The organism is Pseudolysinimonas kribbensis, assembly GCF_030161895.1.
GTDB lineage: Bacteria > Actinomycetota > Actinomycetes > Actinomycetales > Microbacteriaceae > Pseudolysinimonas > Pseudolysinimonas kribbensis.
In genome coordinates this window covers 2,787,239-2,804,773 of record NZ_BSVB01000001.1, presented here as the reverse complement: position 1 = coordinate 2,804,773, position 17,535 = coordinate 2,787,239, and the positions used below count along the sequence as shown (strand labels likewise).

Here is a 17,535-nt window from a genome sequence, read left to right as displayed (position 1 = left end):
CATGAGGGGATGGCGCAGCACGACGACGAGGTGGGGATCTGCGACGCCGCGATCACCCTCGCCTTCTCGGTGCTCGGCAAGCGCTGGAACGGCATGATCCTGAGCGTCCTGGGCTCCGGTGTGAATTCGTTCGTCGGCCTGCGCAAGGCGGTCAGCGGCATCAGCGACACCGTGCTGTCGGAACGCCTGCTCGAGCTGACCGACACGGGACTCGTCACCCGGGCCGTCGTCGAAGGGCCACCGATCACCGTGCGCTACGAGCTGACGACCGCGGGCGCGGAGTTGGTGCCGACGATCTCCCAGCTGGGGCTGTGGGCGCAGCGGAACCTCGGGAAGCCCGCGGAGCAGCCCGCGCGCTGAGCGAAACGTGGGAGGTGCGTCCCGCCTCAGGCCTGCGCGCGCTCCAGCACCAGCTCCCGCACGCGGGCCGCGTCGGCCTGACCCTTCATCGCCTTCATCACGGCGCCGATGACCGCGCCGGCGGCCTGCACCTTGCCGTCGCGGATCTTCTCGAGCACGTCGGGCTGGGCCGCGAGCGCCTCGTCGATCGCGGCGATCAGCGCGCCGTCATCCGAGACGACCTTGAGGCCGCGCGCCGCGACGATCTCGGCGGGCGTGCCCTCCCCGCGGCGACCCCTTCGACGACCTGACGCGCCATCCGGTCGGTCAGCTCTCCCGACTCCACCAGCGCCACGATCTCCGACACCGCCAGCGGGGTGATCAGCGCGGCCGGCTCGGCATTCTGCGCGTTCGCCAGGCGGGCGATCTCGCCGGTCCACCACTTGCGGGCTTGGGCGGGGGCGGCACCGGCCGCGACGGTCTCCTCCACCTCGACCAGGAGCCCGGAGTTCTGCACGTCTTGGAACTCCAGCTCCGTGAAGCCCCACGATTCGCGCAATCGTCGACGTCGGACGGCCGGCGCCTCCGGAAGCGCCGCCCGCAGCGACTCGATGAGCTTCGGGTCGGGTTCGATCGGAAGGAGGTCCGGCTCGGGAAAGTACCGGTAATCGTCCGCGTCCGACTTGGGACGCCCCGGCGACGTCGTGCCGGTGTCCTCGTGCCAGTGGCGGGTCTCCTGCGTGATCGACCCGCCGGCGGCGAGGATCGCGGCCTGTCGCTGAATCTCGTAACGCACCGCGCGCTCGACCGAGCGCATCGAGTTGACGTTTTTGGTCTCCGTGCGGGTGCCGAGCGGCGCCGGCGGCTCTCCCGCCCGTGCGCGCGGGCGGAGCGAGACGTTCGCGTCGCAGCGGAGGTTGCCGCGCTCCATCCGCGCCTCGCTGATGCCGAGGCTGCGCACGATGTCGCGGATCGTCGAGACGTACGCCTTGCCGACCGCGGGCGCGTTGTGCTCCGCGCCGAAGATCGGCTTCGTCACGATCTCGACGAGCGGCACGCCCGCACGGTTGTAGTCGACGAGCGAGTACTCGGCGCCCTGGATGCGACCGGTCGCGCCGCCGACGTGCGTGAGCTTGCCGGCGTCCTCCTCCATGTGGGCACGCTCGATCGGCACGGTGAAGACGGTGCCGTCCTCCAGCTCCACCTCGACCGAGCCCTCGAACGCGATCGGCTCGTCGTACTGGCTGATCTGGTAGTCCTTGGCGAGGTCCGGGTAGAAGTAGTTCTTCCGCGCGAACCGGGAGCTCGCCGCGATCGAGCAGCCGAGGGCGAGGCCGAGCGAGATCGAGTACTCGACCGCGGTCCGGTTGACGACGGGCAGGCTGCCGGGCAGGCCCAGATCGACGGGCGTAATCTGCGTGTTCGGGCCGGCCGTCACGTTCTCGCTGTTGGCCGGATTCGGCGCGTCGGAGAACATCTTGGTCTTCGTCGACAGCTCGACATGCACCTCGAACCCGAGCACCGGCTCGAACAGTTCGAGGGCCTTGTCGAAGTCCATGAGATCGGCTTTGGCCATGGGTTCGATCCTACGGATCGCGGAGCACCTCGTCCGCGGGGCCAGGACGGGGCTGACATCCGGATCACGGAGCGGCAGGATCAAACCATGACCTTCGAGGTCGGCGCCGATGCCTACCAGCGGTTCATGGGGCGGTACGCCGACGAGCTGGCGCGAGAACTGCTGGCAGAGCTGCGGCCGCATCCGCCGGAACGGGCCCTCGATGTGGGCGCCGGCACCGGGGCACTGACGGCGCAGCTGGTCGAAGCCCTGGGTCCGGATGCCGTGGTCGCCATCGACCCGTCCGCCGCGTTCGTCACGGCGCTCCGGGCCAGCCTGCCCGGCGTGGAAACCCGACGGGGCACCGCCGAGTCGCTCCCCTACCCCGACGCGTCGTTCGATCTGACGCTCGCGCAGCTCGTCATCCACTTCATGACCGACCCCGTCACGGGCGTCGCGGAGATGGCGCGGGTCACGCGTCCGGGCGGCACCGTGGCGGCATCCACCTGGGACTTCGCCGGCGAACGCGCCCCGCTCTCGCTCTTCTGGCGCGTCGCGCGGGAGCTCGATCCGAGCGTGCACGACGAGTCGGACGAGGCCGGCGCACGCGAGGGCGATCTCGAGCGGATCTTCCGCGCCGCCGGGCTGCCGAACGTCCGCGCCGGCGAACTCACGGTGCTCCTGCCGTATCGCGACGTCGACGACTGGTGGCAGCCGTACACGCTCGGGGTCGGGCCGGCCGGCGCCTACGTCGCCGGTCTCGACGACGCGCGAAGGGGCGAGCTGCAGCGCCAGTGCACTGCGGCGCTCGGCGACGGACCCGGCGTCGTCGAGGCGACCGCCTGGGTCGCGATCGCGGAGCGGTGAGGAGGCCGGCTCGGCCGTCGCGCGTCGGATGTGCGGAGCAACCCGATGCGACCCTCGCGGCGCGCGCGGACCGCTGCGATGCTGACCGCATGAGCGCGAGCGAGCTCCCGCAGATCACCGACGACGACATGCACCGGATGATGGCGGCGGCCCAGCCGTACACCGTCGTCGTCTTCCACCGCGGCCCGCATTACCGAGACGAGGGCGCGCGCGCCATCATCTGGGAGCACGGGCGGCGCAACTTCGCCCTGCGGGCCGCGGGCAAGCTCGCGGTGGTCTGCCCGATCCCCGACGAGTCGGAGCTGGCGGGCATCGGCGTCTTCGCCGCGAACCTCGCCGAGACCGAGGCGCTCATGGCCGACGATCCGGCGGTTCAGGCCGGTGTGCTCGTATCGGAGGCGCACGCCGGTCGGAGCTTTGCCGGGGATGCCCTGCCCGCCTGGGGCTGATCGCGCGGTTCCGCGCATTCCCTCGCTTCTCCTTCACAGGGTGGGGGTGGGGGAAGTTATCCAAGCCACGCTCGGTCTACTACCGAACAGACTTTCGGACCTCGACAATAGAGGGATGGACCTCTCCCGCCTCGGTGATGCGCAGCTGCTGGATCGGCAGCGTGTGCTCGCGGCGGATCGGCGGCGGGTGGATGGGGAGTTGGCGGCGGTGGCGGCGGAGATCGCCTACCGCTCGCGTCCCGAGCTCGGCGGTGCGGGGTTGGCGCAGCGGCTCGGCCTGCGCACCCCGGCCAAACTCGTCGAACAGGTCGGGCAGCTGTCACCGCACGATGCCAACGTCATGGTGCGCGTCGGCGAGTTGACCGGGCCGATCGCCGACGCCGTCGCCGCCGGAGACCTGTCCCTGGATGCGGCGGATGCGATCCGCGCGATCGAGTCCCCGGAACTGGAGGGACAGTTGATCGCGGAGGCGGCGGCCTTGCCGCCACGGCGATTGGCGGTGCGGGCGCGGCAGTTGCGCGACGAAGCCGATGCCGATGGGGTCGCAGACCGGGAGGCGCTGCTGCGCTCGCGCCGCTACCTGCACCTGGTCCCGCAACCCGACGGAATGACCCGGCTCTCCGGCCTGTTGGATCCGGAATCCGCGGCGATCGTGACCGCCGCCTATGACGGGGTCACCTCACCCCGGCGTGGTGGGGTCCGGTTCGTCGACCCGGATGCCGCTCCCGACCTCACCCAGGACGACCGCACCATCGAGCAACTCGCCCTGGACGGGCTGGCCGAGTTGATCCGCATCGGCTCGACCGCCGGCAGCGACGAGATCCTCGGAGCCAGCCGGCCCGCGGTGCGGGTGCATGTCACCGCCGCCGACCTGGACCGCCGCAGTGGGTCCGGAGCCCTCGAAGGACAAACCAGCGCCATCTCCATCGCGACGGTGGAACGGCACGTGTGCGCCACCGGATACCTCCCCATCCTCTTCGACGAGGATCAGCCTCTGGACGTGGGGCGCAGCCAACGCCTGTTCACCACAAGGCAACGCATCGCCCTCGCCGCCCGCGATGGCGGATGCCTCTTCCCCCGATGCGACCGACCACCCACCTGGTGCGAAGCCCACCACATCACCCCTGGCACCGCGGCGGCACCACCGACGTCGCCGACGGGGTCCTCCTGTGCCGACACCACCACCTGCTCATCCACAACAACGGCTGGCACATCACCCGCACCGGCAACACCTACTCCCTCGTGCCGCCACGATCCATCGACCCCACCCGGACACCCATCCCCCTGCACACGAAGGCACCCGTCCGCACCCGACGCGCCGCATGACCCGAGCGCGGAGTCGGTGGCGCCCCGGCCGCCTCTTTCTGCCGGGCAGCCCCAGGATCGACACGCCGCGTCCTGGATCGGTCGACCAGAAACGTTTCTCGGCTGTTTCGAGATCGCTACAGTGATCGCATGCCCACCGACCCTGCGTTGCCGGTGCCGCGCTCGACGCTCGCTCGCGTAGCGGCCGAGGCCGCCGTCTCGGTCCCCACCGTCTCCAAAGTGTTGAACGGCCGCAGCGGCGTCGCGCCGGAGACGCGTGAGCGGGTCGAGGGCGCACTGCGCGCGCATGGCTACAGCCGCCGCGTGAGCGCCGCGTCGTCCGTGCGCCTGATCGAGCTCGTCATGCCGGCGATCGCCAGCATCACCGGCCTCGAGATCATCACCGGCGTCGAGCGCGCGGCCCGGTCGAGTGGACGCAGCATGGTGCTGACCCAGAGCGGCGATCGCCGCTCGCCCGGTCGAGATTGGATCGACGGCGCTCTCCGGCGTCGTCCGGAGGGCGTCGTCCTCGTCTTCTCCGACCTCGCCCCCGACGACAAGCGGCGGCTGCGCACCCGCGGGATCCCGTTCGTCGTCATCGATCCGAGCGGCGATCCCGCACCGGACGTCCCGTCCGTCGGCTCGGCTAACTGGAGCGGCGGCTACTCCGCGACTCGACACCTCATCGACCTCGGCCACGTGCGGATCGCCGCGATCACGGGCCCGGAGGGGTTCTCTCGTCGACGGCCCGGCTGTCCGGGTATCGCGCCGCGCTGGAGTCGGCGGGGATCCCACTCGACGAGTCGCTGGTGCTGCGGGGCAACTACCAATACGGCGACGGCCTCGCTCGCGGACTCGAACTGCTCGAACGGCGGGACCGACCGACCGCCGTGTTCGCCGGCACCGACGTCCAGGCCATGGGCGTGTACGAGGCGGCGCGGCGACGCGGCGTCGCGATCCCTGCCGAGCTCTCGGTGGTCGGGTACGACGACATCCGGGTGGCCGCCTGGGCGAATCCGCCCCTGACCACCGTGCTGCAGCCTCTCGCGCAGATGGGCGAGGAGGCGACGCGGCTGGTGATCCGGCTCAGTGAGGGCGAGCCGGCTGAGGCCTCGCGGGTCGACCTCAGCACCACCCTCGTCGTGCGCGACAGCACGACGGCGCCCTCCACGACGCCATGATCGCCGTTAGAAACTTTCTAATTATGGACAGAATGTTGCCTTAGCGATTTCGCGTCAGTAGCGTGCCTGTGTCGGTGGAGCTGCCGCCGACCGGACGGCACCGGTCGTCCGCCTTCCTGAGACGAGGACGTCCATGCCCAAGATGACCACCAGGACGCGGCGATCGTTGATCGCCGCCGCAGCGATCGCCGCCACCGCCGTGCTGAGCGCGTGCGGGACAGCGGGACCGGCACCGAGCGGTGCAGCAGGAAAAGGCACCGCGGGCGGTGCCTCGAGCGTCTGGGTGCTGAGCGGGGCGACCGAGGTCGCATTCGACAAGTCGTTCGCAAGCTGGAACGACGCGCACCCTTCGCAGAAGTTCACGGTCCAGGCGTTCGCCAACGACCCCTACAAGCAGAAGATCCGCACCGCGGTCGGTGCCGATCAGGCCCCGACACTCATCTACGGCTGGGGCGGCGGAACGCTGGCCTCATACGTCGACGCGGGCAAGGTCGTCGACATCAGCGACCTGGTCGCGGACCCCGCGCTGAAGGGCCGCTTCATCCCCTCGATCGCGGCGGTCGGCCAGGTCGATGGCAAGACCTACGCCGTGCCCAACAACGGCCTGAAGCCCGTGCAGCTGTACCTCAACAAGGACGCTTTCACGACCGCGGGAGTGAAGCCTCCGAAGACCTGGGACGACCTGATCTCGTCGATCCCGAAGTTCAAGGCCAAGGGCATCGCGCCGATCACCGTGGCCGGTGCGGCCAAGTGGCCCCTCCTGATGTGGGAGGAGTACCTGGTCGATCGGATCGGGGGCCCGCAGGTCATGAAGGACATCGTCGCGGGCAAGAAGGACGCGTGGAGCGATCCGGCCGTCATCAAGGCCAACACGATGATCCAGCAGCTCGTCGACGCGGGCGGCTTCGTCAACGGCTTCGGCTCGATCTCGACCGACAGCGGAGCCGACATCGCGCTCATGTACACGGGCAAGGCAGCCATGACGCTGGCGCTTCCCAGCGCTTACCAAGCGGTGCAGTCCGGCGATCCCGGCTTCCTGACGTCGCACAAGCTCGGCTACGCCGACTTCCCGACCGTCGCGGGCGGCAAGGGCGACCCGAAGGACGTCGTCGGCAACCCCAGCAACTACTGGTCCGTCTCGGCGAGCGCCACGAAGGCCCAGAAGAAGACGGCCGAGGAGTACATCGCGAAGAACCTGCTGAACGACTCCTACGTCACCGACCTCCTCGGCACCGCCAACGTGCCGCCGGTGCGGGGCATCGAGCCGCAGCTGAAGAAGACCAGCGACCCCGAGTTCTACAACAGGATCTACAAGCTCGCCGACCTGGCGCCGAGCTTCCAGCTGTCGTGGGACCAGGCGCTCCGGCCGGATCAGGCCGACGCGCTGCTGACCAACCTCCAGCAGATCTTCCTGAAGCAGATCACGCCGAAGCAGTTCTCCGCGGCCATGAACAAGACCCTCTGAGTTCATGACCGGATACACCCTCACCACCCCGCGCTCCGGGCGCGCCGAGCGGCCACGCCGCCGGCGCGCCCGGAGCGCGGCGCCCTGGCTGGCGCTGCCCGCGCTGCTCATGTACGTGGCCTTCGCGATCGTCCCGCTCGGCGGCGCGGTCGTGCTGAGCTTCGTGCACTGGGACGGCCTGGGCCCGATGAGCTGGACGGGCCTGTCCAACTGGACCTCGGTGCTCGCCGACCCGATCACGGGCAACGCGCTCGCCCTGACCGGCAAGATCATGCTGATCTCCGTCATCGTGCAGACCCCGATCAGCCTGCTCCTCGGCGTCTTCACGGCCGGCCGCCATCGCTACCGCGAGGTGCTCGCGGTGCTCTACTTCCTGCCGCTGCTGCTCTCGTCCGCCGCCGTCGCCATCGCCTTCAAGGCGATCCTCGACCCCAACTTCGGCGTCGGCGCCGGGTTCGGCCTGCCGTTCCTCAAACAGGACTGGCTGGGACGACCCGACCTCGTGCTGTTCGTCGTGATCTTCGTGATCGCCTGGCAGTTCGTCCCGTTCCACACCCTCCTCTACCAGGCCGGCGTCCGGCAGATCCCGGTCTCGCTCTACGAGGCGGCCACGATCGACGGCGCGAACCGGATCCAGCAGTTCTTCTTCATCACGCTGCCGCAGCTGCGCAACACGATCATCACCTCGGGCACCCTCATGGTGACGGGATCGCTTACGTACTTCGACGTCGTGTTCGTACTGACCGGCGGGGGTCCCGGGTACGCGACCCGGCTCCTGCCGCTGCAGATGTACCTGACCGGCTTCACCGCCAACCAGATGGGTCCCGCGAGCGTGCTCGCCGTGATCCTCGTCGTGATCGGGCTCGCCCTCGCCTTGGTGCTCACCCGCTTCACGGGGTTCGCGAAGATGCAGAGCGACCAGGAGGGCGTCTGATGACCGCCGCTGCGAGCAGTCCCCCGGCATCCCGTACCGGCGCCACGGCGGGACGACGCCGACGCCCCGGCGTTCGCCGCAATTGGCTGGGTGGATTCGGCGGGTTCGTCTGGCTGGCCGTGATCGTCGTGCCGATCTACTACGTCGTGATCACGAGCCTGCGCAGTCAAGCCGGCTTCTTCGCGACCAACCCGCTGCTGCCGCCGCTCACGCCGACGCTCGACAATTACGCGACCGTCGTGCAGAACCAGTTCGGCATCTACCTCATGAACAGCGTGATCATCACGCTCGGGTCAGTGCTCGTCACGGTGGCGATCTCGCTGGGGGCGGCCTATGCGATCGTCCGCACCCGCGGACGCTTCGTGCGGGGCAGCTTTTCGCTGTTCCTGCTCGGGCTGGCGATCCCGACGCACGCCACGATCATCCCGCTGTACTGGTTCATCACCCGGGTGCACCTCTACGACAGCCTGATCGGCCTGATCCTCCCGTCGATCGGATTCGCGGTGCCCATCACCGTGCTGATCCTCGCGAACTTCCTGCGCGACATCCCGGCGGAGCTGTTCGAGTCGATGCGTGTCGATGGCGCTGGCGACCTGCGGATGCTGTGGAGCCTCGCGCTGCCGCTCGCACGCCCGGCCCTCGTGACCGTGGCGATCTACGACGCGCTGCACGTCTGGAACGGTTTCCTGTTCCCGCTGATCCTGACCCAGAGCCCCGACAAGCGAGTACTGCCGATGGCGCTGTGGACCTTCCAGGGCGAGTACAACGTCAACGTCCCGGGGGTGCTGGCGGCCGTCGTGCTGTCGACGCTGCCCATGCTCGCGGCGTACGTCGTCGGACGGCGCTATCTCGTCAGCGGACTGACAGCCGGATTCGGCAAGTGACAACCGCCGCCCCGGCGAACTTGAGAACCGCCACACGGCGGAGTGAGGACAACACGTGAGCGAGGATCCCCTGCTGCAGGTCGACGGGACGCACCTGGTCGACGGATCGGGACGGTCGGTGCGCCTGCTCGGCTTCGGCCTGGGCGGCTGGATGAACATGGAGAACTTCATCACCGGCTACCCCGGAACCGAGACCGCCCACCGGCAGGCGCTCCGGCGGGAGATGGGGGACGAGGCCTACGACGCGTTCTTCGCGGAGTTCCTCGACGTGTTCTTCACTGACGACGACGCGCGGTACGTCGCTTCGCTCGGGCTGAACTGCGTGCGGATCGCCGTCAACTACCGCCACTTCGAGAGCGATGACGCCCCGGGTGTCTTCCTCGAGTCGGGATTCGCGCTGCTCGACCGGGCGATCCGAACGTGCGCGCGCCACGGCCTCTACACGGTCATCGATCTGCACGCCACTCCTGGCGGCCACAACCAGCGCTGGCACAGCGACAACCCGACGCATCTCGCGGGCTTCTGGACGCAGGCGTCGTTCCAAGACCGAGTGGTGGTGCTCTGGGAGGAGCTCGCGCGGCGCTATCGCGACGAGCCGTGGGTAGCCGGCTACAACCTGCTCAACGAGCCGGGCGATGCGACCGGGCGGTTCCTCGGTCCGTTCTACCGCCGACTCTCGGCCGCCATCCGTGCCATCGATCCGCACCACGTGCTGTTCCTCGATGGCAATCGGCACGGCACCGAGTTCGACGCCTTCGACGAGCCCGCGCCGAACACGGTGTACACGCTGCACGACTACGCCCTCTCGGGCTTCGCCGACAGCGGCGAGTACCCGGGGTGAGCCGAGGCCGCTACGTCGACCGCGATTACCTGCGCGAGCGCTTCCTCGACCGGTCGGCGTACATGCGCCGCACGGGCACACCGATCTGGGTGGGCGAGTTCGGTCCGGTCTACAGCGGTGATCCAGCCATCGATGAATACCGATACGCGACCCTGCAGGACCAGCTCGAGATCTTCGAGGAATTCGACGCGGGATGGAGCCTCTGGACGTACAAGGACATCGGCCTCCAAGGTGTCGTCACGGTCGCGCCCGACGCCGACTACCTGCGACTCATCGCGCCCGTCCTGCGCAAGAAGGCGCGACTGGGGGTCGACGTGTGGGGCTCGACGGACGCCGGCATCCGCGATGTGTTGGCGCCGATCGAGGACCTGGTCCAGCGCGAGTTCCCCGAATTCGACCCGGCGCCGTTCGGACAGCGGCAGTGGATCGCGACGATGGTGCGGCACATCCTGCTCGCGGAACCGCTCGTCGAGGAGTTCGCGGGGCTGTTCCGCGGCATCGACACCGAGCGAGCGCGCGAGGTCGCGGGCGCCTTCGCGTTCGACCGCTGCCGCGAGCGCACGCGCCTGAGCGAGGTGCTCCGCGTTGCGTCCAGCGCGGTAATCCGCGAGCTGGAGCCGACGGCGGACGGCGCAGTGGGGCTCGGCCAGACCCCGCCCTAGAAGACCGTGACCGCCGCCGGGTCCTGCACGACCTGGTCGCTCCGGCCTTCCTGGGGCAGGACACCTCGCGCCGCTCGCTTGACGCGTAGGTTTTTCCTACATAAAGTCACCCCATGACCATCCCCGCCCTGCGCATCTCGACCGTCACCATCCCCGTCGCCGATCAGGATCGCGCGCTCGCCTTCTATCGCGACGTGCTCGGATTCGAGGTGCGCGCCGACAACGCCTACGGCGACCAGCGCTGGCTCTCGGTCGCCCCCGTCGGCAGCACAGTCGACTTCACGTTGCATCCGCCGTTCCCGGGCCGCGGAGAGCCCGGCTGGCAGCAGGGCCTCGTGCTGCAGACCGACGACATCGCGGGCGTGGTCGCCGCGCTCCGCGCCGCCGGCGTCGAGCTCACCGAGCCCGAGCAGGCGGGCTGGGGCACGCAGGCGCAGTTCAGCGACCCCGACGGCAACGGCTTCGTGCTGCTGCAGCAGGGGCAGCCCGGCGTCCAGGGCTAGCCGTGCCGGTCCGCGCCAAGGAGACGCCCACCGACCGGCTGTTCGGTGCGCTCGCCAACCCGACGCGCCGCGAGATCCTCGACCTGCTGCTGCGGGGCGAGCGCAGCGCCGGCGACATCGCGGCGCACTTCGAGATGAGCCGGCCCTCGGTCTCCGAGCACCTGCGCGCCTTGCGGGATGCCGGTCTCGTCACGGAGCGCGCCGCGGGCCGCCGCGTGCTGTACTCCCCTCCCCGAACCGCTCCTCGCCGTGCGGGATTGGCTCACCCCGCACGAGCGGTTCTGGCGGGAGCGCCTGACGCGCATGCGCGGCGTGCTCGACGCCCTGCCCGACGACGCCCAGCCCGACCCCGCCCAGCCCGCCCGGCACCAGGATGGGGACTCGTGAGCACCGCCACCCTCGAGGCCGACGAGTTCCTGCCGCATCCGCCCGCGAAGGTCTGGCGCGCCCTGACCGAGCCCGACCTCCTCGACGCCTGGCTCATGCCCACCGAGGGATTCGTGCCCGTCGCCGGCACGCGGTTCCGGTTCGTCACCTCCCCGGTGCCGCAGACCGGGTTCTCCGGCGTGGTCGACTGCGAGGTGCTCGAGATCGAGCCGGTCCGCCTGCTGCGCATCTCGTGGCGCAGCGCCGGCACGGGCCTCGACAGCGTCGTCACCTGGGAGCTCGTGCCCGAGGGCAGCGGCACCCGCCTGCTGCTGACCCACGCCGGCTTCGACCTCGACGACCCCGAGCAGGCCCGCGCCTTCGAGATCATGAACGGCGGATGGCGCTCCCACGTGCTGCGCCGCATGGCCGCCGCCCTCGACGACATGCCCGGCTGAACAACCCGCTGAAACCCCGGCTCAGCCCGCGAGCGCCGCCTCGATCTCGCCGCGCGTCGGCGGTTCCGGCCCCGCGTGCGACACCGTGATCCCGGATGCCGTGCTCGCGAAGCGCGCGTACTCCGCCAGCCGTTCGCGGTCCGGTTCCCAATCGCCCACGGAGCCCGCGCCCCGGCCCTCCGCGCTCGACACCGCCGACACCAGCGCGGCCATGAAGCTGTCGCCGGCCCCGACCGTGTCGACCACGTGCGTCGCGAGCGCCGGCATCGCGACCCGGTCGCGCGCGGTCGCCAGCACCGCGCCCTCCGGCCCGAGCGTCATCGCCGCGATCGAGGGCCCCAGCGCGAGCAGCCGATCCAGCACCGCATCGACGCCGAGCCCCGGGTACAGGTGCTCGGCATCCACGTCGCTCAGTTTGACCAGGTCGGCGAGCGCGAAGAACGGCTCCAGCCGCTCGGCCGCCCCTCGCGCGGCAGGAAGGCCGGTCGCACGTTCGGGTCGATCGTGACGCGCACTCCCGCGGGGCGCCCCTGCAGCAGCTCGAGCACGTGGTCGGCACCCGGCGACAGCGCGAGCGCGATCGAGCCGGCGTGCACGACCCGGATGCCGTCCCAGTCGATCGAGGTCGGCACGTCCCACAGCACCGAGAACTCGTACTCCGCGTCGCCCGCCGCCGTCAGCCGCACGTCGGCGACCGAGCTGGCCGGGGCGGTGAGCGCTCCCGGCTGTTCGGCGATCCCCTCGTCGCGCAGCTTGGCGTGCAGCACCTCGCCGTACGCGTCGTCGCCGATGTAGCAGAGCTCGCTCACGACGTGACCGAGGCGGGTCAGCCCCATCGCGACGTTGGTCGGGCTTCCGCCCGGCCACACGGTGGTGGTGCCGTCATCGTGCTGGAAGACGTCGACCAGCGCCTCGCCGATGACGAGGAGCGCGGCGACGTCACGCGGCCGGCCCGGCCAGCAGGCGCTCGAGCTCCGGCCGCGGGTCGTCCGAGCCGCGGAACGCCGCGAGCGAGGCCGTGAAGTCGGCGACGAATCCGTCGTCGTCCGGGAGGCCGCCGAACCAGTCCGGGTTGCGGAGGAAGCCGAGCGGATCGCCGGCCATCCGGGCGACGGCATCCCGCACCGCGTCCTCCTGCCGGTCGCGGAACGGCAGCGCTTCGCCCGCGACGACGCGCTCCGCGTACCGGGCCCAGCCCGCCACGATCGACGCCGACAGCGGCGCTCGCCGCCCGGACGCGCGCAGCTCGCGGATCACGGGCACGAGCCACTTCGGGATCCGGTCCGAGGCGTCCGTCGCGAGCCGCCCGAGGGTGTCGCGCACGTACTCGTTCGAGAACCGCTCGATGAGCTTCGACTTGTACGCGTCGAGGTCGACCCCCGGCACCGGCTCGAGCGTCGGCGTGCCCTCGCGATCCATGTACGCCCGCAGGTACCGGGCGATCACCGGATCCCGGGTCGCGTCGTGCGCGAACTCGTACCCGGCCAGGATCCCGGCATAGGCGAGCGCCTGGTGGCTCGCGTTCAGCAGCCGCAGCTTCATGAGCTCGTACGGCCGCACGTCCTCGACCAGCTGCACGCCGGCCCGCTCCCACGGCGGACGCCCGCCGCCCGCCTCCGGGTCGCCGAACTCGTCCTCGAGCACCCACTGCACGAAGTCCTCGCACAGCACGGGCCAGGCATCCTGCACCCCGAACGTCTCGGCGACCCATGCCCGGTCGGCGTCGCTCGTGACCGGGGTGATCCGGTCGACCATGCAGTTGGGGAACCGCACCCCGCGCTCGATCCAGGCGGCCAGCTCCGGGTCGACGAGCCGCGCGAACGCCGCGAACGTGCGCCGCGCGACGTCGCCGTTGCCCTCGATGTTGTCGCACGACATGAGCGTGAACGGCGGGATGCCGCGCTCGCGCCGCCTCGCCAGGCCGGCCACGATGATCCCGAACACGGTCGCCGGAGCGGCGCCGGGGCGCGCGTCGGCGACGATCGCGGGATTCGCGACGTCGAACTCCCCGTCACGTCGCTGATGTTGTAGCCGCCCTCGGTGATCGTGAGCGAGACGATCCGCGTCGTGGGCGCGGCGAGCAGCTCGAGCACCTCCTCGAGCTGGTCCGGGGCGTACAGGTAGTCGACGAGGGAGCCGATCCGGGTCGCCGGGGCCGTGCCGTCGGGATGCCGCTCCACGAGCGTGTACTCGAAGTCCTGTCCCCCGAGCGCGTCGCGCATCGCGCGGTCGCCCGGCAGCACGCCGATGCCGCAGATGCCCCACGTGCGGGCGGCCTCGAAGGTCGCCGGATCGCGCAGCAGCCGGTCGAGGTACATCGCCTGGTGCGAGCGATGGAAGTTGCCCACCCCGAAGTGCACGATGCCGACCGACACGGCGCTCCGGTCGTAGTCGATCCCGGCGACCGGCGTCACGCTCGCCCCGTTCACGCGAGCACCGGGGCCCGGTTCAGCAGCGGACCGCCCCAGGCATCCACGAGCGCCTGCTCGAGCGCCGCACCGACCGTGTACAGCCGCGCGTCCTGCCGCGCGGGCGCCATGAACTGGATGCCGACCGGCAGTCCGTCCTCGGGCGCGAGCCCCGACGGCAGCGAGATGCCCGGCACGCCGGCGAGGTTCGCGGGGATGGTCGTGAGGTCGTTGAGGTACATCGCCAGCGGGTCGTCGACCTTCTCGCCGATCTTGAACGCCGTGGTCGGCGCCGACGGGGTCGCGAGCACGTCGCAGCGCTCGAACGCGGAGCCGAAGTCGCGCTGGATGAGCGTGCGCACCTTCTGCGCGCTGCCGTAGTAGGCGTCGTAGTAGCCCGCCGACAGGGCGTAGGTGCCGAGGATCACGCGGCGCTTCACCTCGGGGCCGAAGCCGGCCTCGCGGGTGGCCGCCATCACCTCCTCGACCGTGCCGCCGCCGGGCGGGGTCACCCGCATCCCGAAGCGCACCGAGTCGAACTTGGCGAGGTTGCTCGAGGCCTCCGCGGGCAGGATCAGGTAGTACGCCGCGATCGCGTAGCGGAAGTGCGGCGCGTTGACCTCGACGAGCTCCGCGCCCTGGCGTTCCAGCAGCTCGAGCGACTCGCGGAACCGCTGCAGCACGCCCGGCTGGAAGCCCTGCTCCTCCCGCGACATCTCCTCGACCACGCCGATCCGCAGTCCCTTCACGGAGCCCTCGCGGGTGCCGGCGCGCGCCGCCTCGGCGAACGAGGGCCAGGCATCCGGGATGCTGGTCGAGTCACGGGGGTCGTGCCCGCCGATCACGTCGTGCAGCAGGCCCGCGTCGAGCACGGTGCGCGTCACCGGCCCGACCTGGTCGAGTGACGAGGCGAGCGCGATGGCGCCGTAGCGCGACACCCCGCCGTAGGTCGGCTTCACCCCGACGGTTCCCGTCACGGCGCCGGGCTGCCGGATGCTGCCCCCGGTGTCCGAACCGAGCGCGATCGGCGCCTCGAAGGCCGCGACCGCCGCCGCGGACCCGCCGCCGGATCCGCCGGGGATCCGCTCGAGGTCCCACGGGTTGTGCGTGGGGCCCCACGCCGAGTACTCGGTCGAGGAGCCCATCGCGAACTCGTCCATGTTGGTCTTGCCGAGCGGCACCATCCCGGCGGCGCGCACCCGCGCCACCGTGGTCGCGTCGTACGGCGGCACCCAGCCCTCGAGGATCTTCGACCCCGCCGTCGAGGGCATGTCGATCGTGCAGAGCACGTCCTTGATCGCGATCGGCACGCCGGTCAGCGGGTGCACGCCGTCGCCGGCCGCCCGCCGGGCGTCCGCGGCGGCCGCCGCCTCGAGCGCCGCCGCGTTGACGTGCAGGTAGGCGTGCACGTCGCCGTCCACCGCGGCGATCCGGTCGAGGTGCGCCTGGGTCAGCTCGACGCTCGTCACCTCGCCCGCGGCGAGCGCGTCGGCCATGGCCGATGCCGAGGCGGTCAGGCCGACCCCGCTCACTGCTCCTCCCCCAGGATCGAGCTGACCTTGAAGAAGTCGCCGTCGCGCTCGGGGGCGCCCGCCAGCGCCTGCTCGGGCGTCAGCGTCGCGCCGGGCACGTCCTCGCGGGTGACGGTGCCGAGCGGGATCGGATGGCTCGTCGCGGGCACGTCGGGCGTCGCGACCTCGCTGACGGTTGCGACGGCATCCACGATCGCGCCCAGCTGACCGGTCAGCCGCTCGACCTCCTGCTCGTCGAGGCCGATGAGCGCGAGCGACGCCAGATGGCGCACCACGTCGGGGTGATCTCGGACATGCGTCCAGCCTAGGGAACGCGCGAGGGTCTCTCGTCGCCGTTACTTGGCGCGATCGAGACCGAGCACGAGGTCGGCGCGGTCGATGCCGATCAGCTCGATGTTGCGCAGCGACTCGGTGCCGGGCACGAAGTAGTCGTTGTGGCTCACAGCCGCGGTCAGCCACCCGCCGGTCAGCGGATCGGTCGCGCCCGCCGTGCCGAACAGGTGGGCACCGTAGGCCGGGTCGGTCGGCCGGCTGCCGAACAGGCCGGTCGCGGGCACCGGATCCATGGATGCCGCCTGCCCCACCCACACGTTGCCGTCGGTGACCGACAGCTCGGACGCGCTCTGCGCGGGGCTGCCGGGCGAGCCGACGATCGCGAGCGCATCGACGGAGAGCCCGCCGCTCTGCACCGCGAGCAGCGACGCGGTCGACCCGTACGAGTGCGCCATGACGGAGATGAACGGCTGGTGGGGGCCGCGGATCGCGCGCAGTCCCTGCACCGAGGACGTCAACGCCGCCTCCGCCTGCTTCGCGAGGTCGAGCGTCTCGACGTTCGCCAGCCCCGGAGAGTGGTACCCGAGCCAGGCGACCACCGCCACCGTCGGGGTCGGACGGGTCGCGGTCGCGGGCTCGAGGCGGTCGAGCATCGCCTGCTGGTCGCTCGCGATCTGCTGCGAGCTCGCGGCGAACTTCACGATCTGGGTGTCGACGCTCGAGAACATGCCCGGCACGAGGTAGCCCACGTAGTCGGCCGTGGTGACGTCGCCGACCGTGATCACCGCGGTGCCCTCGCCGCTGGGGTCGAGACCGATGAGCGCGCGCGGCTCGCTCGACGAGCCGTCCTGCAGCGAGGTGCGCACCTGCTCCAGCATGTGCAGCCGGCGGGTCAGGTCGTCGCCCGCCGCACGTCCGGTGCCGGCGCGCATCTGGTCACGGATGCCCCGGATCGAGTCGCTGAGGTACGTGCGGTTCGCGCGGTCGCGCATCGCGTACGGCACACCCTCGAGGTTGCCGACGACCCCGGGGGCGGCCGTCGCGAGGTCGCGCTGCTTCGCGGCGGGGATCCCGGTCCACCACGCGTCGACGACGGTCGCGGCCGGCGGACGGCTCGCCAGGGTCTTCAGAACGCCCGGGTGATCCGACGCGAATCGCGACATGTCGGACCGATCCAGCAGCGCCAGCTGCTGCAGCAGGCTCAGGCCGCGCAGCGAGGGCAGCTCCGACAGCGGCACGCGCTGGGTGACGTGCGTGATCGCGGCCGGCTGGGTGAGCGAGATGGGGCCCGACGTGCCCGGATCGCCGACGCCGCCCGCCATCCGGTCCAGCGTCGCGTGGAAGGCCGTCTGGTCGGCGCTCAGGGTCGCGGGTGCCGAGATCACGGTGCGCGACCCGTTCTCGAGCGCGCCGAAGGCCTCGAGCACCGGATTCGGGTGCGTCGAGGCGAATGCCGTGACGTCCAACAGCACGTGGGGGATCCCGTCGATAGGGCCGTGCGCACCCGGAGCCA

Annotated in this window: 19 protein-coding genes and 5 pseudogenes; 15 read left to right on the top strand and 9 right to left on the bottom strand. The window is 70.9% G+C overall.

Annotated elements, in window-relative coordinates; all coding sequences use genetic code 11:
* Positions 1 to 9 precede the first annotated feature (9 nt).
* Positions 10 to 360 carry a winged helix-turn-helix transcriptional regulator gene (locus QQK35_RS15410; protein ID WP_284254941.1) on the top strand — a complete coding sequence of 117 codons (351 nt, stop codon included), beginning with the start codon at positions 10 to 12 and terminating at the stop codon, positions 358 to 360.
* A 26-nt stretch (positions 361 to 386) separates the two neighbouring features.
* Here the strand turns inward: QQK35_RS15410 and gatB are convergent.
* Positions 387 to 1,915: pseudogene (gene gatB, locus QQK35_RS15405) on the bottom strand (Asp-tRNA(Asn)/Glu-tRNA(Gln) amidotransferase subunit GatB).
* Positions 1,916 to 2,002: 87 nt separating this feature from the next.
* On the opposite strand from gatB, the gene QQK35_RS15400 reads away from it, so the two are divergent.
* The 4 genes and pseudogenes from QQK35_RS15400 to QQK35_RS19960 form a co-directional block, all read left to right on the top strand.
* On the top strand, positions 2,003 to 2,761 hold the full coding sequence (locus tag QQK35_RS15400) for a class I SAM-dependent methyltransferase (RefSeq protein WP_344203140.1): 759 nt from the start codon (positions 2,003 to 2,005) through the stop codon (positions 2,759 to 2,761).
* A gap of 89 nt (positions 2,762 to 2,850) precedes the next feature.
* Positions 2,851 to 3,210, top strand: a complete 360-nt coding sequence (locus QQK35_RS15395; protein WP_284254939.1) for a YciI family protein — start codon at positions 2,851 to 2,853, stop codon at positions 3,208 to 3,210.
* Positions 3,211 to 3,325: 115 nt separating this feature from the next.
* Positions 3,326 to 4,717 (top strand): DUF222 domain-containing protein, encoded by a 1,392-nt coding sequence (locus QQK35_RS15390; RefSeq protein WP_284254938.1) that lies wholly within the window; start codon positions 3,326 to 3,328, stop codon positions 4,715 to 4,717.
* Positions 4,666 to 4,773, top strand: a pseudogene (locus QQK35_RS19960) (LacI family DNA-binding transcriptional regulator); the annotation flags it as partial. The gene QQK35_RS15390 and the pseudogene QQK35_RS19960, both read left to right, overlap by 52 nt.
* A 53-nt stretch (positions 4,774 to 4,826) precedes the next feature.
* Here the strand turns inward: QQK35_RS19960 and QQK35_RS19955 are convergent.
* On the bottom strand, positions 4,827 to 4,958 hold the full coding sequence (locus tag QQK35_RS19955) for a hypothetical protein (RefSeq protein WP_348535029.1): 132 nt from the start codon (positions 4,956 to 4,958) through the stop codon (positions 4,827 to 4,829).
* On the opposite strand from QQK35_RS19955, the pseudogene QQK35_RS19945 reads away from it, so the two are divergent.
* From QQK35_RS19945 to QQK35_RS15340, 10 genes and pseudogenes are all read left to right on the top strand, one after another.
* Positions 4,957 to 5,696, top strand: a pseudogene (locus QQK35_RS19945) (substrate-binding domain-containing protein). The gene QQK35_RS19955 and the pseudogene QQK35_RS19945 overlap by 2 nt on opposite strands.
* A 133-nt stretch (positions 5,697 to 5,829) precedes the next feature.
* Positions 5,830 to 7,161, top strand: a complete 1,332-nt coding sequence (locus QQK35_RS15380) for an extracellular solute-binding protein (RefSeq protein ID WP_284254937.1) — start codon at positions 5,830 to 5,832, stop codon at positions 7,159 to 7,161.
* Positions 7,162 to 7,165: 4 nt separating this feature from the next.
* The gene (locus QQK35_RS15375) at positions 7,166 to 8,095 is read left to right on the top strand and encodes a carbohydrate ABC transporter permease (protein ID WP_284254936.1); all 930 of its coding nucleotides are present in this window, start codon (positions 7,166 to 7,168) and stop codon (positions 8,093 to 8,095) included.
* Positions 8,092 to 8,979, top strand: a complete 888-nt coding sequence (locus QQK35_RS15370) for a carbohydrate ABC transporter permease (protein WP_425565069.1) — start codon at positions 8,092 to 8,094, stop codon at positions 8,977 to 8,979. Before QQK35_RS15375 ends, QQK35_RS15370 begins: the two co-directional genes overlap by 4 nt.
* 55 nt (positions 8,980 to 9,034) lie before the next feature.
* Complete coding sequence (locus QQK35_RS15365) at positions 9,035 to 9,820, top strand: glycoside hydrolase family 5 protein (protein WP_284254934.1); 786 nt, start codon at positions 9,035 to 9,037, stop codon at positions 9,818 to 9,820.
* Positions 9,817 to 10,482: a glycoside hydrolase family 5 protein gene (locus tag QQK35_RS15360; RefSeq protein ID WP_284254933.1), complete on the top strand. Its 666-nt coding sequence runs from the start codon at positions 9,817 to 9,819 to the stop codon at positions 10,480 to 10,482. Before QQK35_RS15365 ends, QQK35_RS15360 begins: the two co-directional genes overlap by 4 nt.
* A 113-nt stretch (positions 10,483 to 10,595) precedes the next feature.
* The gene (locus tag QQK35_RS15355; RefSeq protein ID WP_284254932.1) at positions 10,596 to 10,985 is read left to right on the top strand and encodes a VOC family protein; all 390 of its coding nucleotides are present in this window, start codon (positions 10,596 to 10,598) and stop codon (positions 10,983 to 10,985) included.
* Between the two features lie 2 nt (positions 10,986 to 10,987).
* Positions 10,988 to 11,152 (top strand): annotated as a pseudogene (locus QQK35_RS15350) (ArsR family transcriptional regulator); the annotation flags it as partial.
* 10 nt (positions 11,153 to 11,162) lie between these two features.
* Positions 11,163 to 11,372, top strand: coding sequence for a hypothetical protein (locus tag QQK35_RS15345; RefSeq protein WP_284255790.1), 210 nt, complete (start codon positions 11,163 to 11,165; stop codon positions 11,370 to 11,372).
* Positions 11,369 to 11,809 (top strand): SRPBCC family protein, encoded by a 441-nt coding sequence (locus QQK35_RS15340; protein ID WP_284255728.1) that lies wholly within the window; start codon positions 11,369 to 11,371, stop codon positions 11,807 to 11,809. The genes QQK35_RS15345 and QQK35_RS15340 overlap by 4 nt, the downstream gene beginning before the upstream one ends.
* A 21-nt stretch (positions 11,810 to 11,830) precedes the next feature.
* Here QQK35_RS15340 and QQK35_RS15335 read toward each other — a convergent pair whose 3' ends face one another.
* The 7 genes and pseudogenes from QQK35_RS15335 to QQK35_RS15310 form a co-directional block, all read right to left on the bottom strand.
* Positions 11,831 to 12,223 carry a carbohydrate kinase family protein gene (locus tag QQK35_RS15335; protein ID WP_284255727.1) on the bottom strand — a complete coding sequence of 131 codons (393 nt, stop codon included), beginning with the start codon at positions 12,221 to 12,223 and terminating at the stop codon, positions 11,831 to 11,833.
* Positions 12,220 to 12,729, bottom strand: a complete 510-nt coding sequence (locus tag QQK35_RS15330) for a PfkB family carbohydrate kinase (protein ID WP_284255726.1) — start codon at positions 12,727 to 12,729, stop codon at positions 12,220 to 12,222. The genes QQK35_RS15335 and QQK35_RS15330 overlap by 4 nt, the downstream gene beginning before the upstream one ends.
* 19 nt (positions 12,730 to 12,748) lie before the next feature.
* On the bottom strand, positions 12,749 to 13,753 hold the full coding sequence (locus tag QQK35_RS15325) for a mannitol dehydrogenase family protein (protein WP_348534959.1): 1,005 nt from the start codon (positions 13,751 to 13,753) through the stop codon (positions 12,749 to 12,751).
* A gap of 146 nt (positions 13,754 to 13,899) precedes the next feature.
* A pseudogene (locus tag QQK35_RS19940) lies at positions 13,900 to 14,127 on the bottom strand (mannitol dehydrogenase family protein); the annotation flags it as partial.
* Between the two features lie 107 nt (positions 14,128 to 14,234).
* Positions 14,235 to 15,713, bottom strand: coding sequence for an Asp-tRNA(Asn)/Glu-tRNA(Gln) amidotransferase subunit GatA (gene gatA, locus QQK35_RS15320; protein ID WP_284255725.1), 1,479 nt, complete (start codon positions 15,711 to 15,713; stop codon positions 14,235 to 14,237).
* A gap of 32 nt (positions 15,714 to 15,745) precedes the next feature.
* Positions 15,746 to 16,021 carry an Asp-tRNA(Asn)/Glu-tRNA(Gln) amidotransferase subunit GatC gene (gene gatC, locus QQK35_RS15315; protein WP_284255724.1) on the bottom strand — a complete coding sequence of 92 codons (276 nt, stop codon included), beginning with the start codon at positions 16,019 to 16,021 and terminating at the stop codon, positions 15,746 to 15,748.
* 63 nt (positions 16,022 to 16,084) lie between these two features.
* Complete coding sequence (locus QQK35_RS15310; protein WP_284254931.1) at positions 16,085 to 17,494, bottom strand: alpha/beta hydrolase; 1,410 nt, start codon at positions 17,492 to 17,494, stop codon at positions 16,085 to 16,087.
* Between the last annotated feature and the right edge of the window lie 41 nt (positions 17,495 to 17,535).